This is a genomic window from Leptolyngbya sp. UWPOB_LEPTO1 (genome assembly GCF_017302695.1).
GTDB classification, from domain to species: domain Bacteria; phylum Cyanobacteriota; class Cyanobacteriia; order Leptolyngbyales; family Leptolyngbyaceae; genus Leptolyngbya; species Leptolyngbya boryana.
Window position 1 is genome coordinate 566,370 of the sequence record NZ_JAFLCJ010000001.1, and the last position, 25,026, is coordinate 591,395.

Sequence of the window (25,026 nt, forward strand, 5' to 3'; positions counted from 1 at the left end):
ACACTTAAGAGAATATTAGCGAGACATTACTGTGCCCACACAATTAGACACATCATTCAGCGATAACACTACGGAATGGCGGCAAGGTGAATTGCTGGAAGTCACGATTACCGATTTGAGCGATCGCGGTGATGGAGTAGGTCGCGCAGGCTCACGCGTCGTCTTTGTGCCCGATACGGTCACCGGCGATCGCGCTTTAGTCCGATTGATGCACGTCAAGCCGAATCTTGCTCATGCGAAGTTATACAAACTCCTCGAAGCTTCGCCCCATCGGATTCGACCCGGATGTATTGTTGCTGACAAGTGCGGCGGCTGTCAGTGGCAGCATGTCGATTATGACTATCAACGAGAGGCGAAACGGAATCAGGTCGTTCAGGCATTAGAGCGAATTGGCGGATTTCGTAACATTGCAGTTGATCCCGTTCTGAATGTGAGCGAACCTCTGCACTATCGCAACAAATCGACTTATCCGCTCGGAAGTTCCAACACGCGACAAGTTCAAGCGGGATACTATCAAAAAGGCACGCATCAGATTGTAAATCTGAATCAGTGCCCGATTCAGGATGAGCGATTGAATCCTTTACTGGCTGAAGTCAAACAGGACATTCAGCAGCAGGGATGGCGAATCTATGATGAGAAATATCATCGCGGTCAATTGCGGCATTTAGCCTTAAGAATTGGGCAGCGCACAGGTGAAATCTTGCTGACGTTGATTACGGCTGATCCAGACTTGCCGAACTTAGAAGCTCAGGCTCAGGAATGGCTGCAACGCTATGAGAATTTAGTCGGTGTGTCGCTGAATGTACAGCGCGATCGCACGAATGCCATTTTTGGTTCAGAGACACATTGCATCGCAGGTCAGCCTTTCCTCTCAGAACGATTCGCAAATCTGACGTTCCACATCCGACCCGATACTTTCTTTCAAGTCCATACTGAGCAAACTGAAGCTTTGTTAAACATTGTTTTAGAACAGTTAAACTTACAAGGTGACGAAACATTTGTTGATGCTTATTGTGGAATTGGAACAATGACTTTACCGATCGCACAACGTGTCAAAACTGCGATCGGATTAGAAATTCAACCGGAAGCGATTGAACAAGCTCAACAGAACGCAAGTTTGAATGGAATCGAGAACGTCAGATTTGAAGTGGGAGCGGTTGAAAAAGTTTTACAATCGCTTGAGATTCACCCGGATTTAGTCATGCTCGATCCACCTCGTAAAGGATGTGATGCAACTGTTTTGGAGACGCTTCGACAACAGAAACCTAAGCAAATTGTTTACGTCAGTTGTAATGCTGCGACATTAGCACGAGATCTGAAATTGTTATGTGCAGATGATGCCTATCAACTGATACGAGTTCAGCCTGCGGACTTTTTCCCGCAGACGGCTCATGTTGAATGTGCTGCTTTTTTAAACCGAGTGGAGGAGTAAATGCTGTTTAAGGATCTGGTAGAAAAGTTAGGGCAATCCGTGAAGAGTAGTAGCGAAACACCTGATCTAGAAATTTCAGGAGTTTCCGCAGTACTTGATAGTAAGCCGAATACGCTGACCTATTCTGAAAGCCTGAAATTTGCAAAGCAGCTTCGAGAAACCCAAGCTGCTGCGGTGATTTTGCCTGCAAATGAGGAATTACTAGCGATCGCGAAAGAACGCGGTTTAGCTTGGATCATTGTAGGCAATCCGCGCTATGCGTTTGCTCAAGCGATCGCGCTTTTCTACCAACCTTACAAACCTGCCGCGACGATTCATCCATCTGCAATCATTGATCCGTCTGCTCAGATTGGTCAAAACGTTGCGATTGGCGCGCATGTTGTGATTGAAGCCAACGTGACAATTGGCAATGATGTTGTTATTCATCCGGGTGTTGTCATTTACCCAGACGTGATAATTGGCGATCGTACAGTTCTCCATGCCAATTGTGTGATTCACGAACGCGCTCAAATCGGTGCAGACTGTGTGATTCATGCAGGAGCAGTGATTGGCTCAGAAGGGTTTGGCTTTGTGCCGACTCGTGAAGGCTGGCTGAAAATGGAGCAATCGGGCTGTACCGTGCTCGAAGATGGCGTTGAAGTAGGGTGCAATTCTTCGATCGATCGCCCTTCTGTCGGTGAGACTCGAATTGGGCGTAATACAAAGATTGATAACTGTGTGCAGGTTGGGCATGGAGTCAAAACTGGAGAGGCTTGTGCATTTGCCGCTCAAGTTGGGATTGCCGGGGGATCTGTACTGGGCAATCGCGTGATTTTGGCAGGACAGGTCGGTGTGGGCAATGAGAGCCGGATGGGCGATGGTTCGGTTGCCTCTGCAAAAACTGGAGTTCATGCCAGCGTGGCGGCAGGACAAACAGTATCGGGTTATCCTGCGGTCGATCATCGAATTTTTCTACGATCGTCTGCTGTCTATAGCCACTTGTCTGAGATGTACAAAGCGATCAAGCAAATTCAGAAGCGCTTAGGAATGGATACGGATTCATAAGCAACGGTTGAGGAGAATTCGATCCAATTTGTATCCAGACAACTGTACCCAAGCAAAATAGTAGGGGTTCGTGCATCATCACTGATTGCTCTATACTCCTACTATTGTATTCATGTGAGCAATAGATTAACCGTCGTCTTTATCTTTGCTCTCTTTGCGATCTTCTTGATCATTCTCTCGATCGTTGTTGTTGCGAGCGTTGGATTTCTCGCCATCTTTCTCATCATCGCTATCATTATCCTTAGCTTTGTCTTCTTGGCGCTTTTCATCGCCATCTTCAGATTGATTTGAGGCTTCTTGCTCCTTGGATGACTCTTCTTTTGCCTCAGTCTCAGATTGTCCACTGCCACAACTTGTAAGTGCAGCACCTCCGATTAAGAGGGAAACGCTCACGAGGAAGACTCCTATCGTTTTTTTCAAATTCACCATAATCATTTACGCTGTTTTTAATCTCTCTTTAAGAATTTAGCGAATAGAGCTACAAACAACATTCCTCGTTTTCTATTGATAGAATTTGCTAAATTCAATGCCTTACGAAATGGAGGTCTTGAAATCGTAGACGATCGCATCATTCGTCATCTGAATCGTGCCTCCTACGGTTGCAAAGATTGAGCCAGCGTTTTGAACTAATTTTGGAACGTCAAGCGTGGTCTGAATGATGCCGAAATCGCCCGTCATCTCGATCGGAGGCGTTCCATCTTGCATAGTCACAGTTCCTGAAACTTGCAGGGTGCTAGGTTTGACTAATGCTGATAGATCAAAATTTGTTGCAAATGCTTCAAAAGGAGTTGGAATATTCAGAATCGCTTGTCCATCGTTGAAGGTGACATTGCCGCTGAGTGCATTAATTGGAATTGCGATTTCGTCATCTTGAATTTCAGGCTGGAAATCCAAGATGACTAAACCATCGTCTAGATTGACAATGCCTGGAGTGCCGTTGAAATTGAATGGATATTGATCAGAGGATTTGAAGTCGATCGATGAAAAATAACTTCCAAAAGGCGTTGTTAAATTAGATATAAGTGCCCCATTACCAAACTCGATCGAGCCTTGGACTGCTCCTGCTGAAGTTGAAAGATCGACGTCGATTGTGCCATCTGCGAATGGAACTGTGCCTGAGATCTCTTTGACCAACCTGCTGATGGAGACAACGATATCTTGAGCAGATTGAACCGAATCTGTTTGATCGCCGCTGGAAGCGGTTAAACCGCTCGTGACAATTTCTCGGTTTAGGGAATTCGAGAAATCAGGGGGCAATTGAGCGATCGCACTAGTCACTTGCGTGTTGCCCGAAGGGGGTTGTAAGTCTGTTGTCAGTCGTGCTTGATCGAACGTGAGCGTTCTACTTGCTTGCTGGAACGTTGGAAGATCAGGAAATAAAGATGAGGATGCAAAAAAGACAGGTAAACAATTGGGCTTCAGCGGCGATTTTAAGGTAGATGGCTCTAACATAAGGCGACTGGCAACTCCTGTGCTTGTACATTATCAGCCCAGTTACAGGATGGTCTACCTCTGGAGTCATAGATTAAAAGATTTCTACATCTCGACAAAACTCTACCAAAAAACTCGACTAATAGTGATACAGTGAGTCACACCTTAAATAAAGTTGGATTGGGGAAAGTGTAGTGCAAAGCTGCCGCTGTCCCGCAACTGTAAAGCGAGATTTCGCTAAGCCAGAATGCCCACCAGCTTTACGGTTGTTAGTTCTGCGAGGTACAGAATGAGGACTCGGAAATGGATGAGCCTTGCTGCAATGGCAGGGCTGAGTTTGTATTTAGTATTGGGATCAGCAACTCCAGCCCAAGCAATGCACATTGCAGAGGGTTTTTTGCCTGTTCAGTGGGCAGCATTTTGGTGGGCGATCTCGCTGCCGTTCTTTGCGTTTGGACTGCGATCGCTGACGCGGATTACACGCCAAAATCCTGAATTGAAACTGCTCTTAGCATTAGCTGGCGCATTCACATTTGTCTTATCTGCGTTAAAGCTTCCTTCCGTGACAGGAAGCTGCTCGCATCCCACGGGAACTGGACTCGGCGCAATTTTATTTGGACCTGCGGTAATGACCGTTTTAGGGGGATTGGTGCTGCTGTTTCAAGCCGTTTTGTTAGCGCATGGAGGCTTGACAACGCTCGGAGCCAATTTGTTTTCAATGGCGATCGTGGGACCTTTCGTCGCATACGGTATTTATCATTTAGTGCTGAGAACTGGGAATCAAAAAGCTGCAATTTTCCTAGCTTCAGCATTCGCGAATCTTTTAACCTATGTCACAACTTCGATCCAGTTGGCATTGGCGTTTCCGGCGGCAACGGGTGGAGTATGGGCTGCATTTCTAAAGTTTGCTGGAATTTTTGCGCTGACTCAAATTCCCTTAGCCATTAGCGAGGGCTTACTCACGGTCTTAGTCTGGAATTGGCTACAGACCTACAATCGGACTGAATTGGAAACCTTAAACTTAATGAAGACATGAGACAATCATCGACGCGACAGAATTGGTTCCTTGCGATCGCAGTCATTCTCCTCACTGTGGCTCCTTTGGTGTTTGTGCGAGCAGAGTTTAATGGAGCAGATGGACAGGCACAACAACTGATCGAAGAGAGCCATCCGACTTATGAACCCTGGTTTAAGCCCATGTTTGAGCCTGCGAGTACAGAAGTTGCAAGTTTACTCTTTGCATCGCAAGCAGCATTGGGTGCAGGTGTGCTTGGATATGTCATCGGGCTGTATAAAGGGCGATCGCAAGGTAAATAAAACCATGCACCTTTGGCTGGATACGCTTTCTCATCGCAATCGATTACGACAACTACCACCGCAACATAAATTACTATTTGCAACGATCGTACTGTTGATTGCTCTGATTGCAACTCCAATCATTCAGATCGCGATCGCAGTCTGGCTAGGAATTTGGATTGTCATCTATGCTCAAATTCCTTGTCGTATCTATTTACGGTTGCTCAGTCTTGCGATCGGGTTTTGGTTGATCAGTATTCCAGCCTTGATCCTGGGGATTGCGGATCGCTCGGCAAGCGATGCAGTTTTGGGTTTCTCACTTGGATCGACTTACTTTTATTTGAGCCAGCAAGGGATTTTACAAGCTGTCGTCATCTTGACTCGGACACTTTCGACAGTCTCGTGCTTATATTTCGTCTTATTCACAACCCCATTTACAGAAATATTACAAGTTCTCAAACAAATCAGATGTCCAGAGGTACTCACAGAACTGCTGATGCTGATGTACCGATTCATCTTTATTTTGCTCTCAACTGCTCGTGAACTTTGGATTGCTCAACATTCGCGCAATGGTTATCGCAGTGTCCGACGCTGGTTTTATAGCTTGAGTCTGCTGATCAGTCAGCTTTTTCGTAAAACAATGGAGAACTATCAACAATTCGTTTTATCCACTGCAGCAAGAGGGTTTAATGGGGAATTTCGAGTCTATTCGCCACGAACCTATCGCCCTTCTCGACGCTATGCGATCGAAGCTAGTTTAGGATGTCTCATATTGCTTCTTATCAGCCTATGTCGTTAGCCTTTGATCAAGTCGAATATACGTATCCCGGAACCAAAAGCCCTGTGATTCAGGGCTTGACGGTAGAGATTCCGACCGCAAAACGAACGGCTTTGATTGGGCAAAATGGCTGTGGTAAAACCACATTGTTTCTCCTGGCAAATGGTTTATACAAGCCACAACGCGGCACGATTGCTTGGAAAGGTCAGACGTTGAGTTACGATCGCCGATCGCTGATCGAACTTCGGCAAAAAGTAGGCTTAGTCTTTCAAAACCCCGAACAGCAGTTGATCGCATCAACCGTTGCAGAAGATATTTCATATGGATTGTGTAACTTAGGCTGGACAGAATCAGAGATCGAACCTGCGATCGCGAAATCTCTAGCCGAATTTGGTTTAACCGAACTCGCTCATCATCCGATTCATCACTTGAGCCTAGGGCAGAAAAAGCGAGTTTCCCTAGCAGATGTCATGGTTCTCAAGCCTGAGTTATTGCTACTAGATGAGCCAACAGCTTATCTCGATCCACTCCACACTCGAATGCTCGCGCAGACTTTAGAAACCATTCATGCCAATGGCACAACCATTCTGATGGCAACGCATGATCTAGAGTGGGTTTATCGCTGGGCAGATTGGGTGATTGTGCTCGATCGAGGAACCCTCGCCCTAGAAGGAACTCCGCAAACTGTTTTCGCTCAGAAATCGATTTTAGACCACCTAAAACTCGGAGTTCCGCTCACTGTAGACCTGATCTCACTGCTCAACCACCTAGAGCAACAGCACGGCAAACATCCGATCATCCATCAAATCCGAGAAAGGCTACACCCAAATCAGCCCTAATTCTCAACTAAATTTTCAAAATCTCCCCAATTCCCGAAAACGCCTATGCCTGCGCCTGCTGTGCTTCCCACAAATCCGGCACAGTCTTCCCCTGCCGACGCAATTCTGAATCCAGAAATAACCAATACAAAATCTCTTCGGCTCGATCGCGTTCTTCACGAATTTGATCTAGATGCCGCGCCATATCTTCGTACTGAGTTTCATCTGTACAGGCAAACGCTTGATTAAACTCTGCCCAATGCCGATCTTGAATCAATCGGAATCGATACGCATATTCATCTATCACTGGATCTTCGACCATCCAGCAGTGATCGATTACATAAAGCACATCCGATCGAGAGACAGGTTGCATACCTACTTAGTATCCTTAAATACACGATATTCCGTCACGTATTATGTCAGGCATCGGGCAATTGGACAGAAATTTTAATCGATCGTCAGAGAGATCATAGGGCAAAAATGTCAGACAAACGCCAGAAAATAAAAAAATCTGAATCTAAATGAACAGTTTTTAATATGGAGTTTTGCAAAATAAATCCAATCTCCTAAACTAAATCCGCTAAGTTAAAAGAATTAGAAGCCTCTCATCGTTTTGCCCTTCTCTTCTATATGAAAATTCGACTAGACCGGAAGCTGCCTTCTTGCCCCAAACTGCTTCTCTGTACTGTTACCAATGCCGCATTTGAAGTTGGCAATATTCGCATTTTCCTCTATACCGATCGCGGACTGTTGCTCGGTGATATCTCACCGGATTGTTTAAGACTCTCTTCTTCCGAAATTCGTCAGAAATTAAGAGAACAAGCCTGTGCAATCTTACATCCTGAAGAAGCAGGCTGCGATCGCGATGCTAGCCCGACTCGAGAGCGAGCGTTAGAACTCTTGCAAGCTGCTCAAGAAAAGGTAAAATTTCCCAGTGCATTCGATTGGTGGATCAAAAAATTTGAGATCTTTTCTGAAGAATCTCAAGAGATCGAAGCAGCGCGCACGGGACTTTCAGACTATTACGTTTTGGAGCGATCGCGCTTACAAAAAATCTTGGATGACGATCGCGAATAGAGATCATCCCCACATCGATCGCAGTTTGCGCTAGTGTTGAAACGTGGTCATGGATTTAATCGATCGTGCTGTCGTTGCAAAAGATTACGCTTGGACTTGTAAGCTTATGTTTGTTCGCGAGTTGTTCTAACACACCCGCTGCGAATTCAGTTCGGGATGCGTTGTCCGCAGATCCGCGCCTGACAAACAGTTCGCCTAGCCCACAAGCTTCTCCGAGTCCTTCGCCTTCTGACTCTCCAACTCCTTCCCCTGAAACAACGACAGAGCCGAGTCCGACTCCCTCTGCCACTCCGGCTCCGACTGTTGATTCTTCTAGTTCCTTCTCAGATCTCGATAAAGCACCACAAGCCCTCCGCCAAGCGGTCAAAGAGACGGCTGAATTAGGGATTCTCACGCATAGCAATTCAGCAAAAGCCAATGAATCAACTGTATTTGAACCAAACAAAAATGTGACTCGACGGGTCTATGCGCGATGGCTCGTTGCTGCGAATAACCGCATTTACAGCACTCGTCCTGCTCGTCAAATTCGGTTAGCAGTTGAATCCTCAACGCCTGCTTTTAAAGACGTTCCCACAAAAGATCCTGACTTTGCTTCAATTCAAGGCTTAGCTGAAGCAGGATTGATTCCAAGCTCTTTGTCTGGCGATTCAACCGCAAGTCTGTTTCGTCCCGATGCACCACTGACGCGCGAGGATTTGATTTTGTGGAAGATTCCGGTCGATACTCGTCAAGTTTTGCCCAATGCCACGATCGAATCTGTCAAGCAATCCTGGGGCTTCCAAGATGCGAACAAAATTGATGCAAAAGCATTGAGAGCTATCTATGCTGACTTTCAGAATGGCGATCAAGCGAATATCCGCCGAGCATTTGCTTACACGACTCTGTTTCAACCGAAACGCCCTGTAACCCGTGCGGAGGCTGCTGCAGTTCTCTCGTATTTCGGCTTTCAAGGCGATGGCATCTCGGCTCAAGAAGCGTTGAAAGGCACGCCTAAGCCTTAATTTAGGTGCATAGATAGCAAGCCCCAAAAGCTGGACATGCACATTGATAAGCTGGAATTGCATGTGTTGAGATTTATCAATTTCAACACATCGATCTTAGAATCTCTTACTATCACAGAGGTTTTTGATCATCCATCATCATTCATGTCAAATTTTTTCAAGGTTAGTGTTTTCCTTTCAGGAATCATTGCGATCGCTCTATCTACCCCGGCTCAAGCTGCTGTCACGACTCAGTGCCAAATTCAATCTCGCGAAGGTCAGCCTAGTCCGTTAGCCATGCGGGCATTGTTCACACTAGAGTCTACTTCAGACGGAAATGTAGCAGTCACTTACACGAATTTGCCCTCTCCAGTAGGTGTAGGTCAGCCCGTGACGATCGAACAAACGCGTAAAATGATTTTCTACAACTCTACGATTCCCGCTGTTCGGCAGCAAATGTTGAGTAATCCGACCTTCTTTACTGAACTGCGCGGATTTTCTGACCCCGAAGGGTTTAAGCCGTTTAACGATTTGCTCGTTTGCCGATCAGTTGGAGCAGATAAGCCTCAATCAAGTCCACCTCAATCAAGCACGCCTCAGCCAGGTGCAGCGATCGCTGATCTCGTCGATGGCTCATATCGATACTGGAACGGTGCGCCTTCGATGAATGTTACTGACAAGCAGCTCAGACCCGGAAGTTTTACTTTTCTGTTTACTAAAGCAGGCAATCGAATTGTTGGAATCTTTGCCCGCCCTGATGATCTAGCAATATGTATGACCGGAACTGTGAAAGGAAATACCATCTCAGGAGTGGTAAATCTGCCTGTGCGATTTTCAGATGCAGAGGGACGATCGCGGCAAAATAAACCGTTTGATCCGCCAGGATATCTGAAACTAGGCACTTGGTCAAATGCGGGAAATGCGTTTAGTTCTTCTACCCTAAACTTGTCTGAGTTCAATCGCATCAATATCGGACCTCGCAAAGCACCCAGTACCTGTCGCTAAAGCAAAAAAATGGGATGGTTGACATTCCATCCCATCGCACTACCAAACTTGAACTAGACCAAACTTGAACGAGCAGCTTACTTGGCTTGATTGCGTTGTTGTCTCGCGACATCAAGCAATGCTCCCCATCGCTTCTGAAGCTGCTTGGTTGTGCATTTGAGGATCTGCACAATCTCTTGGTCACTCACACCCGATCGCTTTAATTGCAACAACTGTTGTTGCTCGTCTGAAAGCGTATCGAGAAACATTTCCCACTGATTCGGAGACAAGCCCAAATTTTGATCTAAATCTGCACCTAACCATTCATGCACCAGCTTCCAATTGCCAGACGTGACGAACTTTTCGACGTGGTACTTAAAGCGCTGTTGGAGATAGTCACGCTTGCGAGGCGTAAGCCCTAGAATCTCATCAATTTCTGGAACAGAGAGGTCTTGTAGCTTCAAGGTGAGATAGTCTACACAGTCCTTTTGATCTTGCGATTCTAGATAGTGCATCAGTTCCATCACAACTCGATCGCGCAAGACCGACTCGGAACCATCGCCTTTGTCCGAAACCATCTGCTCTCGAATCATCTGCATTACTGCAGATCGCCCGTACGTGTCTGCTTCATCGTTTTTTGCAGTTTCCATTGCAGTTTCAATATCGACTGCAATCTCTTGCGGTTGTCGGCTCGCAAACCGCTGAGCGCGTAAGATAATGAGCTGCTGATTATGTTGAGAAGGCAGCGTGATCCGGCGCTTTGCATACTGCTCAGTGAACGCCATATATTCTGCTAGCTCTAGCTTCGTTCGAGGCTGATAAGTCTCTGCGAGTTCATTCTCACGCCGAAAAGCTCTTAAAGACTCAGTGTAGAACCCTTGTAAGAAATCTTCAATTAGGGTGTAACGAGCTTGAAAGGTCAGTTGCAAATGAGCGGGTGCAATCGGACGATACACCATGGTACTCAGGTTGCTATGAAGCTCAACTCTGCCGCGCTGAGAGCCAAGCTGATAGTAATGCACGCATTTCTGAGAACGGTAACGGGCAAGCGTCAGCCGCCACGAACTGATCTGCCCAGATGACTGAATGCGATCGCTCTTACTGCAAATGCGATCGACTTCAGTCGCAATGCGGTGAGCGACTTGTGCGATCGTATTCGATTGAATGTTTAACTCAGCTTCAATCTCGGTTTTAAGCAAACTCGCAAGCTGTGCAGTGCGATCGAGTTGGGCTTGAACTGCGTTGGCAGCGATATCTGTTTCTGGCATAGGTACTGTCAGCAGAGAAGAATCGCGCGGGGTAGATTGGGTAGACTTTGCTTTCATGAGAATCCTGACTTGGTAGTGCACATCAGTCGCTACACGCAGATCCAGCAGCGCTTCGGGAAGAGTTCCCAAATCGTGTGTCAGTTTCTGGTCTGGTTACATACGATGTGAGGCTGGTATAAAGTGTTTGTCCCGTTTGAGAGTCGCAAAGTTCCAAGTGTTCGTAGTTCAAGGGCATTCGATCGCATAAGAGGATGAATCGAGTGTACCCCCCAAGTCGTGACAGTCACCAAAGTGGCGAGAGTTGGGCGATGGCTGTTATTCCAACACCCAATCTGCAGCAGTTTCCCATCCTAATCCCTTGCGAACAATTTCAGGCTCGTCATTTGTTAAATCCAAAATGGTTGAAACCAGTTGAGTCGGTTCTTGTCCCGTATCGACAATTACATCCACCAGTCGATCCATGCTGTCAAAAAGTTCCGGTAAAGAAAGATTTTCAGGGTCACGGACTTTGAGCGGAACCGTTTCATCTTCAACCGGAATATGGGCAGACGTGGAAATGATCGGATTGTCGATCGCTTTTAACAATGCCTGACAGACCGGATGATCGGGAACTCGAATCCCGGTAGTTCTGCGCTTCGGACTCATCACCAATTTTGGAACGAGTTTGGTGGCAGGCAGAAGAAACGTGTAACTGCCAGGAATCAGACTGCGCATGATGCGATAGGCACGATCGCTCACGACCGCATAATGAGCAATATTCGATAGCGATGAGCAAAGGAAGGTCAGCGGTTTGTCGTTAGCGAGTTGTTTGAGTTGCCGAACGCGCTGAATGGCAGATTTTGAATTGAGATCGCACCCGATCGCGTAAACGGTATCGGTTGGGTAGAGCATGACTGCGCCGTTGCGGAGTTCAGCCACGATTTGGTCGATCGTGCGGGATTGGGGATTGTCGGGATGGAGTCGGTAAAGCGTTGCCATAAGCGAGTGCGGGTGTAATGTGGAAAATGTCAATTCACCCTTTTCAAAGTGTAATGAGCAAGATTGCGTATCTAGATTGTCCGACTGGAATTGCTGGAGATATGTGCCTCGGCGCACTAGTTGATTTGGGTGTTCCTCTAGCCTATCTGACAGAGAGACTCGATCGCTTAGGAATTTCAGAAGAATATCAACTGAAAGCCGAAACCGTTCAACGCAATGGGCAACGCGCTACGAAAGTTCATGTGATGCTGAAATCTGAGCAGCACCATTCCCATCATCACGAGCACGAGCATTCTCATCATCAAAATCAGCACCATCATTCTGATCATCACCACGATCACCATTCCCATCATCACGAGCACGAGCATTCTCATCATCATGAGCATCATCACGCACATGATCACAATGAATTACGGAATCTGCCAGATATCGAAAAAATGATCAAGGGTGCAAACTTACCACCGAGAGCCGAAGCTTGGAGTTTGGCAGTGTTTCGGCAGTTGGCAATCTCGGAAGGGGCAGTGCATGGAATTCCGCCCGAAGCAGTGCATTTTCACGAAGTCGGGGCGATCGATGCGATTGTCGATATTGTGGGTACTTGTTTGGGGTTGGATTGGCTGGATGTTGATCGCATCGTTTGCTCAGCCTTGCCCACAGGAGGTGGGACAGTGTGGGCGGCTCATGGTCGCTTGCCCGTTCCGGTTCCCGCTGTGCTGAAATTGTTTGAGATGGGGAATGTACCGATTTATAGCAATGGCATTGAGAAAGAATTAGTCACGCCAACCGGAGCCGCGATCGCAGTGACGTTGGCAGATGAGTTTGGCGCGGCTCCTCGCATGAGAGTCAAACAAATTGGCTTAGGAGCCGGATCGATCGACTTACAAATTCCCAATATGATACGGATTTGGATTGGGGAAGTAGAACATCGGGAAGCATTCCAGAGCATCGCTGTTTCTCCTGCGAAAGATTCCAAAAGTGGCAGGCTCGACTCGACTCCTGAGCAAAAGACGAATACAGAAATGATTACCGTGCTTGAGACTCAAGTCGATGATCTCAACCCCCAAGCGATCGGGTATCTGTTTGAGCAATTGCTAGAAGCGGGGGCACTCGACGTTTTTACTCAAGCGATCGGCATGAAAAAATCGCGTCCTGGGCTTTTATTAACGGTGATTTGCACGCCTGAACAGGTCGAACGGTGTGAAACGATCGTGTTTCAGGAAACAACGACGTTAGGAATTCGGCGAACCGTTCAACAGAGAACCGCGCTCGATCGACGATTTGATCCGGTGCAGACCGAATTGGGGACAGTGCAGGTCAAGGTAGCCTCACGGCATGGCGCGATCGTCAATGTGCAGCCCGAATACGAAGACTGCGCCAAACTTGCGAAAGCGACACAGTTGCCTTGGCGAGAGGTGCATCGAATTGCGCTGCAAGCCTGGTACATGGCACAGACTGAAAATCTTTCGTAGAATAAAGCCAATTTGCTTCCGTAATTCCACAGAGAAATTCAGCGGAGGAATGGGCGAGTGTGCGAAAACTATGAAAGACGAAGCCTTCGAGGTCAGGATTTCAGTGGGTTAGATTTAACGCGATCGAACTTTCAAAACTGCGATCTGACCGGCGCAAACTTTACCGGAACAACGCTGATCGGCGCGGATTTCAGCGGCGCAATTCTGCGAGTGACCAATTTTCAAGGAGCAAACCTTTCTCATGCTCGGATGATTCGAGTTGATTGCTGCTTTGCAGATTTCTCTCAGGCAACGTTGCGCCATGCCAACCTCTGCGAATCCAATTTTAGTCACGCACAATTCCAAGAAGCGAATCTAGGCGGCTCAGCCTTGTGCGAAACCACTTTTTATCAAGCGATTTTGAGTGACGCTTGGATTCGAGGAGCAAATTTTTTTCAAGCTGATTTGAGACACGCTGTCTTTATCGGAGCCGATCTCAAAGGGGCAAAATTAGAAGGCGCAGATTTAACGCGATCGAACTTTGCCGAAGCGACACTCGAACGCGTCAATCTTAGTTTTGCTTGTCTCGAATCTGCTACACTGCGCAGTGCAAATCTGCAAAATGCTTATTTGAGAGAAGCCAACCTCAAAGGCACAGATCTGCGTGATGCGCGAATGTATGAAGCTAACTTCAGACGCGCATTGCTCGATGAAGCAAACCTAGCATGTGCTTTTCTAGCAGGGGCAGACTTCAAAAATGCTCGTCTGTCTCGTGCGAATCTAACCAGCGCAGAATTGCAAGGCGCTTATCTCAAGTTAGCGAATCTGCAAGAGGCAATTCTCGATCGCGCTAATCTGCGTCGTGCCAAGCTCTATGGCGCAAACCTGTATCGGGCAAGCTTAATCGGCACGATTTTAGAGAATGCGAATCTGTGCTTTGTGCAATTGAGCCGAGCAAAATTGCACAAAGCCATACTCGAAGGGGCGGAATTAGAAGGAGCAGACGGATTTAAAGTAGAAATGGCTGGCGCTTGTCTGAGCCGCGCAAATTTAAACACCGCAAAGCTCTGGGGCGCAGATTTGACCGATACGGTCATGCGAGGTGCTGACTTTAGCAATGCGAATCTCAGTCGCGCAGATTTAAGTCGATCGATGATGCGGGGCGCAAACTTCACAGGTGCAACGCTCAATGGCGCAAAGTTAGTAGCTGCGATTGCTACACGATCGAGCTTGAACGATAGTACATTTCATGAAGCAGACTTGACTGAGATTAAGCTGAACCGGGCTTATCTGAGCGGAGCTTCATTTGAAAATGCTATTCTGACCAATGCTCAACTCAGTGGTGCAGCTATGCTTAGAACACACTTCAAGGATGCGAGCTTGCGCGGGGCAAGATTAAACCGAACTTATCTGAGCTATTCTGATTTCACCGCAGCGATGCTCAACAATGCCAACTTACTTGCATCAACTTTAGTCGGTGTGACTTGGCAAAGTGCGATCGTGCAGCAAGTTCGATTTGGCGGAAACCAAGGACTATCCAATTCGCAAAGACGCTTCCTAGAACAGCATGGAGCAAGTTTTAGGACGGAGCCAGTTGACCGCGCATTGCTTCCGACTATCGAGGTTTTAGACGGCTTGCAGAGTGATTTAAGCGATCGCTTATCTGATCTCGATGATGCGTGTGAGAAGCTCCGCAAGACGGTGACAAAACTAAAAATCAGTTGTGAAATGTTGACCCGACAGGGACGATTCGATCGCCTGAATGGGATTCAAAAACAGATTGAAAGAATCGAGCAGGTCTGCGATCGCGTTGCCACAGACAGCGAGACTTATCAATCTAAAATTTTTGCCTTAACTGAACTAGAGATTGATCAATCTTTTGATCAAAGCGACATCATCATTGAATTACTAGATGGAATTCAAGCGAACAATCTTCAGCTACATCAGCTTACACGAGAAGCATTTGAGCAGATTCGCCGCAACAATCTAGGAGATGAAGATTCAATCATTGATTTGGAAGAACGCAGCAATGAGATTGATTTGAATGTAGACTCGATCCAGGACAACGATTAGACCCTTGCACCGATAATCTCTATAAATCAATGAGAATTTTATTAGTAGAAGATGATACCCAAGTATCTACTGTGTTGGCAGCAACATTAGTTCGTCAGAGTCACGTTGTCGATATTGCTACAGATGGACAGGAAGGATGGGAAATGCTGCAATTTTTTCCCTATGACCTCGTACTCCTGGACATCATGCTCCCCAAACTAGATGGCATCAGCTTTTGCCGAAAATTAAGAACGCATCAACCCGATATCTTGATTATGCTGCTGACGGCTCGCAGCAATCAAGCCGATCGCGTTTTAGGACTCGATGCGGGCGCAGATGATTATATGATTAAGCCTTTTGATCCAGAAGAATTGGTGGCGCGGGTGCGGGCACTTCAGCGTCGAGGCATCAGTTCGTCTCCCGTTTTAGAATGGGGCAGATTGCGATTAGAACCTGCCCATCGCAAATTCACCTTTGCAGGTCAACCCATCAATTTAAGACCCAAAGAATATGCCTTGCTAGAGCTATTTCTCCGCAATCCTCAGCGCATTTTCAGTCGGCGTGAAATCCTCGATCGACTATGGGCACTTGATGATGATCTGCCCGATGAATCAACGATCAAAGCCCATATCAAAGGCATTCGCCGAGCGTTGCGCCCAGTCGGTGCAGAGCATTTGATTCAAACGCTATACGGGCAAGGCTACGGGCTAAGTGCGAATGAAGCCATCAACGATGCACCTCAAATTCCGCCCAATCCGCAAGCGGAACGAACACAAATGCTCGTCGCTGAAATTTGGCAACAGGTCAAAGGCTTGAGTTTTGAGCGTTTGACCGTTTTACAACAAGCTGCAACGGCTCTAAGGACAGGCGAATGCTCCGAAACGCTACGCTCGAACGCCACGCAGAGTGCCCATCAGTTGACAGGTGCTTTAGGCATGTTTGGGTTCTCAGAAGGTTCACAGATTGCTCAACAACTCGAAATTCTGTTTGAGTCTGATCGGTTGCATGAGCCTCAAGTAATTCAGCGAATTGCAGACTTGGTTCATGGCTTACAGCAGTATTTAAGAATAAAAGATCAAGCCTCCTCTTCTGAGGCAAGTTCCCAGAATGCAGCTAGTCCTCTCTCTGCCTCTGATTCGACTCCGGTTCCCATTCAAGCGAAAGTTTTAGCGATCGATGATGATGAAATGCTGCTGAACTTGCTGCAAGAAGTGCTGCGTCCCTTAGGAGTCGAGATCATTCCGCTGCCATCTCCATCGAAGCTGTGGCAAACCTTAGATGAGATACAGCCGAATCTCGTGTTACTCGATGTGCAAATGCCCGAAATGAACGGATTAGAGTTGTGCAAGGCGATTCGTGCTAGTGAGCAATGGTGCTGGCTCCCCATTATTTTTCTCACCGTCTGCGAAGATTTTCAGACTCAGAGTACAAGTTTTGAAATCGGTGCAGATGACTATTTGATGAAACCTGTGGTTCCGTCTATCCTGGCGACCCGAATCTTCAATCGCCTTGCTCGCCTGCAAACAATCCAACAACATGCAGTCTCGGAACTCGCCCAACTGTAAATGGAAAATTCGCTCAGATTGCTATTGGTTGAGGACTCGCAGGAGGATGCGCTTTTACTGTTGTACCCCCTACGCAAAGCAGGGTATCAGTTAGAGGTTGAGCGCGTTCTCTCCTTAGAAGCTGTACGCTCAGCGCTGAGTTCCAAAACTTGGGACATGATCATCTCTGACTATGTGCTCCCTGGTTTCACGGCTCACCAAGTTCTAGAACTCGTTCAATCTTTCGACTTAGATCTGCCGTTCATCGTGGTGTCGGGAAGCATGGGAGAAGAAACAGCAGTTGCAGTCATGCGGGCGGGCGCACATGACTATCTCCTCAAAGAATCGCTGAGTCGGTTAGTTCCCGCGATCGAGCGAGAACTGCGCGAAGCGGAAGTTCGACGACAGAAACGACAGGCAGAAGCAGCCCTCCGTCAGGCTTATGAAGGGTTAGAAAGCCTAGTCCAGCAACGCACTGCTGAACTGCAAATTGCAAATGAATCGTTGCAACAGTTAGCTGCGATCGTCGAATCTTCCAATGATGCAATTATGAGCACCACGTTAGATGGAATCATTCTGAGTTGGAATAAGGGTGCAGAAAAAACGTATGGCTATTGTCGAGAAGAAGCACAAGGACACTCGATTACAACATTAGTCTGTCGGCACAATCCCGTATACATTGACGAACAGAAAGACCAGCAGACCCAAAAGACTGTTCACTACCGCAAAGATGGAACCGCGATCGATGTCTTCCTAACGATCTCACCTGTCAAATCCTCGGCAGGAATTGTCACTGGGCAATCGTGGATTGTTCGAGATATTAGTGAACTGCAAGCTGTCGAAAAAATGAAAGATGAGTTTGTGTCTGTCGTCAGCCATGAACTGCGCACTCCCTTAACGTCAATTCGCGCCTCGCTCGGTTTGATGCTGATGGGCAGACTGGGCGAATTACCTGAAGCGTGTCAGCCTTTTCTGCAAGTTGCCGTGAATAACACCGATCGCTTAGTTCGATTGATCAATGACATTCTCGATCTCGAGCGCCTGAATGCGGCTGAAGTCAACATTTCCCCTCAGCTTTGTAACCTGAACGATCTGATGATGCAATCGCTGCAATTAATGCAGGGGAGTGCGAATGCTGCCAATGTTCAACTGAAAGCAAACACACTGTCCATTACGGTGTTTGTTGACCTCGATCGCATGATTCAAACCTTAACGAATCTTTTGAGCAATGCGATTAAGTTTTCTGCGCCGCAGAGCGTGGTGGAACTGAGTGCAGAATTGCATCCTGGAGAAGTTTGGATTGCCGTGAAAGACCAAGGGCGAGGAATTCCGAGTGATAAGATCGAGCGAATTTTTGGGCGATTTCAGCAAGTGGATGCTTCGGATTCAAGACAGCAAGGTGGCACAGGGTTAGGACTTGCGATTTGTAAAAGCATTGTTAATCAGCATGGTGGAAGAATTTGGGTTGAGAGTATATTAGGGGCGGGTAGCACGTTCTTTTTTACGCTCCCGATCGATCCGATTTAATTCTATGACTATGGCTGCACATCGCGTTTTGCTGATTGACGATGAAATGGATATTCGCATGGTTGTCAAAGCCACATTAGAACTGGTCGGCGGTATGCAAGTGAGCGTCGCAACTTCTGGCGCAGAAGGAATCAAGACCGCAGAATTTGAACAGCCTGATGCGATTTTGCTCGATATGATGCTGCCGGATATGGATGGGTTGACGACGTTAAAAAAGCTGCAAGAAAATCCCAAAACTTCTCAGATTCCGGTCATTTTTTTAACAGCCAAAACTCAGGTTTTAGATCTGCAATCTTCCATCAATTCTGGTGCGATCGCAGTGATTAAAAAGCCCTTTGATCCAGCAATGCTTTCTGATCAAGTCGCTGATGCTTTAGGCTGGTCACTTCGCTAAATTCATAATTCACCAGTTTTTCACCTTAATTATCCTATGCTTTCTGATAGATAAAATCAGCGTTTCATTTGTAAATCTTGTAGAAGTATAGCGTTCGTACTTTTGGCACAATTTACGATGAAATCACTAGCTTGACACGACCCTATGAAGAATTTTCAGGATTTAACTTTTGCTCAGAAATCAGCAAAAATCAGCGTTTTATTGCTGTGTGGAATTGGGGTGCTGACTGGGATAAAAGTTGTTCAAGCAAGAGATGTGACCGTCAGAGTAAATCGATGGTTGAGTCTGCAACAATTAAAAGGACAAGTCACATATTGGCAGAATACAGGCTCGCGTCCTGCTCGATCGGGCGATCGCTTGCAAGTTGTTGGAGATGGAGCCAGTACTGGGAAAAAATCAAGTGCAGTCCTGCAGATTGATTTAGGCATTGGGCAAGTCAATCTTTCCGAAAACACTAGAGTCAATGTGCGTCAGCTAGAGGCTACCTCCAATGGTGGGCGAGTCACCCGCTTAAATGTGACGACAGGACGAGTACAAGTGCAAGTTCGTCCATTTACTAACCCTGAGTCGCAGCTTGAAATTGAAACGCCAGCAGGAGTTGCAGGGGTGCGTGGGACTGAATTTGGGGTAAATGTCCAGCAGAACGGCAAAATGAGTATTGCAACTGGCGCAGGGAGTGTAGAATCGAGCGCTCAAGGTAAAAGTGTGTTCGTGAATGCTGGATTTCAAAATTTTACGATTCCAGGCGAGCCTCCGTCTGATCCGGTTCCGCTCCGCAACGATACGACTTTGAAGTATGAATTTGTCAAATCGTTTAAGAATGGGGTGAGACGACTGCGATTAGACGGGCAAGTCGATGCAGTTAATACCGTTCTCGTCAACGACATTGAGCAGAACACAGACCGCAATGGTAAATTTAGGGTCGAACTGGATGCAATATCGTTTCCGCAGGTGCGCGTGACGGTGTTGACTCCGCTTGGACTTCGACGTGACTATGCGCTGGCTTTTCAATAACTTACGACGATTGCGATCAGGCTTAATCTCGATCGTGCTCATTTTGACATTGTCATGGCTCGGAGTTTTACAACCGCTTGAGAATCTCGCTTATCAGGTGCTTTTTCTGGTTCGCGGTGAGCAGTCTTGGGATTCGAGAATTGTAATTGTGGAGATTGACGATCGCAGTTTGGCGGAATTGGGACGGTTTCCTTGGAAGCGCGATCGCTTTGCTCAACTCTTAAACGTGCTAGCAAGAGCAGAAGAGAATATCGTTGCGTTTGACATCATTTGGTCAGAGCCGAGTGCAGAAGATTTAAAACTCGCAGATGCGATCGCACAGCATCAAGCCGTAGTGCTCGCAACAGCTCAAGATAATCTTGGCGTACCGTTGCTCCCAGTGGATTCATTGCGGTCTCAGGCTAGCGCAATGGGGCATATTCGCAAGCAGATTGATGCCGATGGGATTTCTCGCAGCATTCCGGCTTCGCCTCCGGATCGCCCATCTTTTGCAATTGCAACTTTGGAACGGTATTTCATGATGGGCAAGGATGTAACGCTGCCTCCGCCAAATCAACCGCTCTGGTTGAACTGGTCAAGAGCAAGTCAGCATATTCCGAGCTATTCTTTTGTCGATGTGATGCGCGATCGAGTGCCGATCCAAGCGTTTGAGAACAAGATTATTTTAGTGGGAATGACGGCAACAGGTTATGACGAATTGATTACCCCGTTTAATCGTGCGCCTCCAACGAGTGGGGTCTATCTCCATGCAACGGCGATCAATAATGTACTCCAGCATAAACTGCTACAACCTGTGCCCAAGAGTTGGAGCTTTGGGGTGCTCATGTTCTTCGGATTGGGGTTAAGTCGATGGCTCGATCGCTGGCAAACGATGACACAAGTTTGGATCGGGTTGGGTTTAGTAATTTTTTGGTTTGGTTACTGTGTCCTTGCTTTGAAGTTCGGTTCAGTTTGGTTCAGTGTTGCTACTCCGATTTTATTTGTTCTAGCAGTTGTCAGTATTACGATTCTCCAAGAGCGACTCAGCTTAAATGCGATGCTACAGCGCCAAGTTCAAGAACTCTGGAATCGTTACTATAGCGATATTGTGCTTCGCCAAGTTGATGAATCTTTGCTCGTCTCTCCTCAACTTTCTCAGCAACCTGTTTCAATGAGGCGTGTGCAGCAACTTGCAACACTTGCAGAACAATTTGGGCGATCGCATGCCGCTCAAGCTGCGATCGCTCGAAATTTATCGATCGGGTTACTTGCCGCAGATTTAGATGGCTTTATCTGGTTCTGTAATCCGGCGGCGGCAACTTGGCTGAATGTCAAAGTTGGAATGCTACTTCAATCACAATTAGTTCCCAACTGGATCACTCCGCACCAATGGCAGGAAAAAGTGCAGCAGTTGGCTCCGTTTGAAGTAGAGCGATCGCAGCGCTGGTTTGAGCTGAAATTCGAGCCATTGTTTTATCAGCCTCAAGATCAATCTCCAAGCGGACTGTTGCTGATTCTAGAAGAGATTACAGACCGCAAGCAAACTGCGATCGCGCTTCAGGACTATGCAGATACTCAAACTCAATTGAATCAACGCTTAACTGAAATCAATCAAGAATTAGAAGCATTTAGTTTTGCAGTCTCTCATGACCTACGTGCGCCCTTGAGACGGATTAAAAGTTTTAGTGACATGCTACTTGAGGATCATGTTACGCAACTTGAGGGTGAGGCCAAAAGCTATTTGAACTATATTCAAGCGTCTGTGCAGCGGATGGGAGATTTGATCGAAGATTTACTTAAGCTCTCTCGCATCATTCGATTGGATATGCAGGTCGAGCAAGTCGATTTGAGCCAGATCGCCAGTGCGATCGCACAAGACCTAAAACAGACTCAGCCTAATCGCCAAGTAGAGGTTACGATTCAGGCAGATTTAACAGCCTATGGAGATGCAAGACTACTCAGAGTTGCTCTAGAGAATTTACTAGGCAATGCCTGGAAATACACGAGCCGCCGAGCGATCGCAGAAATTGAATTTGGAGTCATGCCGAAAGCTCCGGTTTTTTTCGTCAGAGACAATGGGGCTGGATTTGACATGGCTCAATCAGGGTGCTTGTTTAATGCGTTTCAAAGATTGCATGCGTATGAGGACTTTCCGGGTAATGGCATTGGATTAATGACGGTTCGACGGATTATCCAACGCCATCAAGGACAAATCTGGGTAGACTCAGAGGTCGATCGAGGGACAACTTTCTATTTCACGACTTTGCCGCCCAATTCCTAGTCCTCCTACATGTTTAATCACGCGATCGTTTTCACCATCAATTGATACCCGCGATCGTCATAGCCTACTTTTTGATAAACCTGTTTCGCGCGATCGTTGTCACGATGTACGAGAAGCGAGATCACATCAATTCCCATCTGCTGGCACGACTCCTCGACAAATCTCAGCGTCTTCGTGCCAATTCCTTGCCCTCGACAGTCGGCACGGAGATACAACTCATCTAGAACTGCACTGATCCCACGAAATTCGATACTGTAGCTAAACGTAACGGCTGCATAACCAATCACGTTTTTACGATCGTAAATGAGCCAAATTTTTCCGAGGGTTGGATTGAGCAAAAATTGCTGAAGTGAAACGCGATCGAGTACGGGATCAAACGGCAATTTTTCTAACTTGTGAAACTCTTCAACCAGTTGCAATAAAACATCAATATCTTTCGACGTAGCGACACGATAAGCTACGTTTACATCAATAGACAGCATACAAATTTTGTCCTTCTCAAATGCTACGAATCTTGAAACGTGAAATATTCGATCGCACAACCGAGTGTTGGACGCAAAATGATTTGCATCAAACCCTAATAAATTAGAAAAAAGGTAAAAATCTTCCACCTTCGACCTATACCTTAAAACAGGTCGAAGAATAGGGATTAAAATGGCTTAAATTCCAATTTCAATTAACTAATTGTGCTTCCTGACAATGCCCGCTATATGTCTGGAATTCCTTTTAGATAATACATAAAATCACCGTGTTTATTGCCTTTGGGCGCGGAAGCAATCTCAAACTAACTGATTGCTTCTCTAGCTTTAGAGCGCGAGGACTTGTCAAAAGATCTCAACTCTTGCAATTCCATACTCCCAGGGTAATGCGTTCCTAAATTTAAGTCAACTAGAAAATGTTCGAGCTATCCGAACACAAGTTTTTAAATCAGCATCGGTTTTAATTGCTTCACGATCGACATGCGTTAAACTCGCTCGATATCCCAGTTCTTTCAGCGTTTGAATCAAATAATTTGACTTTGGAATATCTAATTTTCCGCGCCTTCCAATCTCCCCTAGGGTATAAAAATAGGGCGGCATTTCTGCTTCAGCTTGCATCAGTTCTAATAAGCGAACTTGCGAGATCCAACCCCATTCTTTTGCAAGTTTAATCATTTGTGTAATCTGCAAAACATCATGTAGTTTTCCAAGCCACATGGCTCCACTGACGACTAGCCATCGCTGGTCATGAGGACAGTGCGATCGCCCTAAACTTCGCCATCCAACGGTTTGATAGGTTCCGCATTCATGACAAAATCCTAAAAATCCATAGTTCTTTTCATTCAATTGAATCGACGACACTAACCGCACCATGACGCGATAGGTTTGCCCTGTAAAGTAGGAAAATACAGGCTCAATCCCCATTCCTCGCGAGGCTGCTTGCTGTTGAACATTGCCGAGAATTAGCCTCAATCCTTGTTCATGAATGGCAGGATGACTTCGAGCTACTGCGCCATAATCTGAAAGGCAATTGTCTGCGGCACGACCTGTCACCGTTCGCCCATCGGTGCTGGTTAAGTAAATCATTCCCCCGATCGCGCAAGCACTGAGGCAAGCATGAACATAGGGAACTGGAGAGCCAAAGCCATCCACATCGACTAAATCATAGTAATCCTGCTGGTTATAGCAATCAAAAAAGACTCGAATTGCATCACGATCGCTAATTCGATACTGCGTCGATTTCAATTGTGCTAAGTTCTGGTGCAGAATGTCTTGAATGTCAGAATTACTATCATTTGCCCATACAAAGTCCGCTTGGCTTTCGAGGGCATATCTGAGCGATCGCACTCCGCACCCTGCCATCGCATCCAACACTCGTAAATGTCCGCGATCGCGTCGATAGATTGCTGCCGCTAAAATCGCCAAATCTCTGACCATTTCAGCGTTTGGATTATAAAAAGCGCTACCGACTTCAAATGTTGCCTTGCCTTCGAGCATTTTAGAACCGTAAATAATGCATCAGATTGGCAATCATCTCACTCGGAAGGGACAATCTTTGCTGAAGATCGACGAGATTTTTGTATTCGCCTCGAATTTGTCGATTTCTGACGATCGCTCTGGCTAATACCGATCGAATTTCTGGAATTTGAGTTAAGTCATTCACCGTTGCTGTGTTCAAATTCACGCGCTGAATCTGATGTAAACTTTCTGGATCGTAATAACAGAATTTCATAATCGGTTCTAACGGCTTCAACCGCTGAACCGATAAGCCTAAAGCGGCTGCAACATCTTCAATGCAAAGAAATTGCACGCCGAATTCGCTTATTTGGGTTAAAGTTTTGGCTTGATGAATCGACAAACCCGGAAACCTCAGCCAATCATCGACTGCTGCTTGATTCACATCAATTTGTATCCCTAAATCTGCCGCGATTTTAATCTCAGCCATCGACTGGAAGCGGTAGTAAGGATCGTTTTGAATCTTAGACTTGAGCAGAGAAGAAGAGAGCCAGCTTAGCATTTTTGTCTCACATCAGAAGGGATTCGCTGCGGTAAGGTCATGGGGAAACCCTAAGAGGATGTTTGAAAAGTATCGTTCATTGCATTCACCCGCCCCCGGACTGAAAGTCCAGGGCTAGTTGAACGAAGTCCACTGAAGGGACTAACAGCCAATCAAGGTCAGGTCTTCAGTCCTTTTCAAAGGACTTCGCACGGTTAGCCCGGAA

The 25,026-nt window shown here is 46.6% G+C and carries 24 protein-coding genes and 1 riboswitch; of the genes, 16 read left to right on the top strand and 8 right to left on the bottom strand.

Features of this window, described 5'->3' with window-relative positions; genetic code table 11:
• The first annotated feature begins 31 nt into the window (after nucleotides 1–31).
• Together rlmD and lpxD are read left to right on the top strand one after the other, a co-directional pair.
• Nucleotides 32–1,432: a 23S rRNA (uracil(1939)-C(5))-methyltransferase RlmD gene (gene rlmD / locus J0L70_RS02470; RefSeq protein WP_287452952.1), complete on the top strand. Its 1,401-nt coding sequence runs from the start codon at nucleotides 32–34 to the stop codon at nucleotides 1,430–1,432.
• A complete protein-coding gene (lpxD, locus tag J0L70_RS02475) occupies nucleotides 1,433–2,476 on the top strand; it encodes a UDP-3-O-(3-hydroxymyristoyl)glucosamine N-acyltransferase (protein WP_268180839.1) in 1,044 nt (347 codons plus the stop codon).
• 126 nt (nucleotides 2,477–2,602) lie between these two features.
• Here lpxD and J0L70_RS02480 read toward each other — a convergent pair whose 3' ends face one another.
• Both J0L70_RS02480 and J0L70_RS02485 read right to left on the bottom strand, forming a co-directional pair.
• Nucleotides 2,603–2,869, bottom strand: a complete 267-nt coding sequence (locus tag J0L70_RS02480; protein WP_190650733.1) for a hypothetical protein — start codon at nucleotides 2,867–2,869, stop codon at nucleotides 2,603–2,605.
• 138 nt (nucleotides 2,870–3,007) lie between these two features.
• Nucleotides 3,008–3,928, bottom strand: coding sequence for a hypothetical protein (locus J0L70_RS02485; RefSeq protein WP_287452954.1), 921 nt, complete (start codon nucleotides 3,926–3,928; stop codon nucleotides 3,008–3,010).
• 140 nt (nucleotides 3,929–4,068) lie between these two features.
• Nucleotides 4,069–4,208, top strand: a riboswitch (adenosylcobalamin (AdoCbl) riboswitch).
• Here J0L70_RS02485 and J0L70_RS02490 point away from each other — a divergent pair.
• The 4 genes from J0L70_RS02490 to J0L70_RS02505 all read left to right on the top strand — a co-directional run bounded on the left by J0L70_RS02490 (nucleotide 4,197) and on the right by J0L70_RS02505 (nucleotide 6,820).
• On the top strand, nucleotides 4,197–4,943 hold the full coding sequence (locus J0L70_RS02490) for an energy-coupling factor ABC transporter permease (protein ID WP_026148905.1): 747 nt from the start codon (nucleotides 4,197–4,199) through the stop codon (nucleotides 4,941–4,943). It overlaps the preceding riboswitch by 12 nt.
• Nucleotides 4,940–5,224, top strand: a complete 285-nt coding sequence (locus J0L70_RS02495; RefSeq protein ID WP_190650730.1) for an energy-coupling factor ABC transporter substrate-binding protein — start codon at nucleotides 4,940–4,942, stop codon at nucleotides 5,222–5,224. The genes J0L70_RS02490 and J0L70_RS02495 overlap by 4 nt, the downstream gene beginning before the upstream one ends.
• A gap of 4 nt (nucleotides 5,225–5,228) precedes the next feature.
• Nucleotides 5,229–6,002 (top strand): cobalt ECF transporter T component CbiQ, encoded by a 774-nt coding sequence (cbiQ, locus tag J0L70_RS02500; protein ID WP_287452955.1) that lies wholly within the window; start codon nucleotides 5,229–5,231, stop codon nucleotides 6,000–6,002.
• On the top strand, nucleotides 5,993–6,820 hold the full coding sequence (locus J0L70_RS02505; RefSeq protein ID WP_287452956.1) for an energy-coupling factor ABC transporter ATP-binding protein: 828 nt from the start codon (nucleotides 5,993–5,995) through the stop codon (nucleotides 6,818–6,820). Before cbiQ ends, J0L70_RS02505 begins: the two co-directional genes overlap by 10 nt.
• A 43-nt stretch (nucleotides 6,821–6,863) precedes the next feature.
• On the opposite strand, the gene J0L70_RS02510 is transcribed toward J0L70_RS02505, so the two are convergent.
• Nucleotides 6,864–7,172: a hypothetical protein gene (locus tag J0L70_RS02510; RefSeq protein ID WP_017290311.1), complete on the bottom strand. Its 309-nt coding sequence runs from the start codon at nucleotides 7,170–7,172 to the stop codon at nucleotides 6,864–6,866.
• A gap of 257 nt (nucleotides 7,173–7,429) precedes the next feature.
• Between J0L70_RS02510 and J0L70_RS02515 the strand changes: the two genes are divergently transcribed.
• From J0L70_RS02515 to J0L70_RS02525, 3 genes are all read left to right on the top strand, one after another.
• Nucleotides 7,430–7,876, top strand: a complete 447-nt coding sequence (locus J0L70_RS02515) for a hypothetical protein (protein WP_017290310.1) — start codon at nucleotides 7,430–7,432, stop codon at nucleotides 7,874–7,876.
• Between the two features lie 65 nt (nucleotides 7,877–7,941).
• Nucleotides 7,942–8,877, top strand: coding sequence for an S-layer homology domain-containing protein (locus tag J0L70_RS02520; RefSeq protein ID WP_268180882.1), 936 nt, complete (start codon nucleotides 7,942–7,944; stop codon nucleotides 8,875–8,877).
• A 144-nt stretch (nucleotides 8,878–9,021) separates the two neighbouring features.
• Complete coding sequence (locus tag J0L70_RS02525) at nucleotides 9,022–9,861, top strand: hypothetical protein (protein ID WP_287452957.1); 840 nt, start codon at nucleotides 9,022–9,024, stop codon at nucleotides 9,859–9,861.
• Nucleotides 9,862–9,938: 77 nt separating this feature from the next.
• Here the strand turns inward: J0L70_RS02525 and J0L70_RS02530 are convergent, their stop codons facing one another.
• Both J0L70_RS02530 and J0L70_RS02535 read right to left on the bottom strand, forming a co-directional pair.
• Nucleotides 9,939–11,165 carry a HetZ-related protein gene (locus J0L70_RS02530; RefSeq protein ID WP_206753989.1) on the bottom strand — a complete coding sequence of 409 codons (1,227 nt, stop codon included), beginning with the start codon at nucleotides 11,163–11,165 and terminating at the stop codon, nucleotides 9,939–9,941.
• 258 nt (nucleotides 11,166–11,423) lie between these two features.
• Nucleotides 11,424–12,086 carry an L-threonylcarbamoyladenylate synthase gene (locus J0L70_RS02535; protein ID WP_190650721.1) on the bottom strand — a complete coding sequence of 221 codons (663 nt, stop codon included), beginning with the start codon at nucleotides 12,084–12,086 and terminating at the stop codon, nucleotides 11,424–11,426.
• A gap of 53 nt (nucleotides 12,087–12,139) precedes the next feature.
• Here J0L70_RS02535 and larC point away from each other — a divergent pair, with 53 nt between their 5' ends.
• The 7 genes from larC to J0L70_RS02570 all read left to right on the top strand — a co-directional run bounded on the left by larC (nucleotide 12,140) and on the right by J0L70_RS02570 (nucleotide 22,325).
• Nucleotides 12,140–13,555 carry a nickel pincer cofactor biosynthesis protein LarC gene (larC, locus tag J0L70_RS02540; protein WP_287452959.1) on the top strand — a complete coding sequence of 472 codons (1,416 nt, stop codon included), beginning with the start codon at nucleotides 12,140–12,142 and terminating at the stop codon, nucleotides 13,553–13,555.
• 57 nt (nucleotides 13,556–13,612) lie between these two features.
• Nucleotides 13,613–15,607: a pentapeptide repeat-containing protein gene (locus J0L70_RS02545; protein WP_287452960.1), complete on the top strand. Its 1,995-nt coding sequence runs from the start codon at nucleotides 13,613–13,615 to the stop codon at nucleotides 15,605–15,607.
• Between the two features lie 29 nt (nucleotides 15,608–15,636).
• Entirely contained in the window at nucleotides 15,637–17,151 is a 1,515-nt protein-coding gene (locus J0L70_RS02550) for a response regulator (protein WP_287452961.1), read from the top strand.
• Nucleotides 17,152–18,657, top strand: coding sequence for a sensor histidine kinase (locus tag J0L70_RS02555; protein WP_287452962.1), 1,506 nt, complete (start codon nucleotides 17,152–17,154; stop codon nucleotides 18,655–18,657). It abuts the gene before it with no gap.
• 4 nt (nucleotides 18,658–18,661) lie between these two features.
• Entirely contained in the window at nucleotides 18,662–19,051 is a 390-nt protein-coding gene (locus J0L70_RS02560) for a response regulator (protein ID WP_239741222.1), read from the top strand.
• Nucleotides 19,052–19,195: 144 nt separating this feature from the next.
• Complete coding sequence (locus J0L70_RS02565) at nucleotides 19,196–20,065, top strand: FecR family protein (protein WP_017290299.1); 870 nt, start codon at nucleotides 19,196–19,198, stop codon at nucleotides 20,063–20,065.
• A complete protein-coding gene (locus J0L70_RS02570) occupies nucleotides 20,046–22,325 on the top strand; it encodes a CHASE2 domain-containing protein (RefSeq protein ID WP_287452964.1) in 2,280 nt (759 codons plus the stop codon). The genes J0L70_RS02565 and J0L70_RS02570 overlap by 20 nt, the downstream gene beginning before the upstream one ends.
• 17 nt (nucleotides 22,326–22,342) lie before the next feature.
• Here the strand turns inward: J0L70_RS02570 and J0L70_RS02575 are convergent, their stop codons facing one another.
• The 3 genes from J0L70_RS02575 to J0L70_RS02585 form a co-directional block, all read right to left on the bottom strand.
• Nucleotides 22,343–22,807: a GNAT family N-acetyltransferase gene (locus tag J0L70_RS02575; protein ID WP_017290297.1), complete on the bottom strand. Its 465-nt coding sequence runs from the start codon at nucleotides 22,805–22,807 to the stop codon at nucleotides 22,343–22,345.
• A gap of 402 nt (nucleotides 22,808–23,209) precedes the next feature.
• Nucleotides 23,210–24,301 carry a tRNA (guanine-N1)-methyltransferase gene (locus J0L70_RS02580; protein WP_287452965.1) on the bottom strand — a complete coding sequence of 364 codons (1,092 nt, stop codon included), beginning with the start codon at nucleotides 24,299–24,301 and terminating at the stop codon, nucleotides 23,210–23,212.
• A 1-nt stretch (nucleotide 24,302) separates the two neighbouring features.
• Entirely contained in the window at nucleotides 24,303–24,821 is a 519-nt protein-coding gene (locus J0L70_RS02585; RefSeq protein ID WP_287452966.1) for a ComEA family DNA-binding protein, read from the bottom strand.
• Nucleotides 24,822–25,026: the final 205 nt, after the last annotated feature.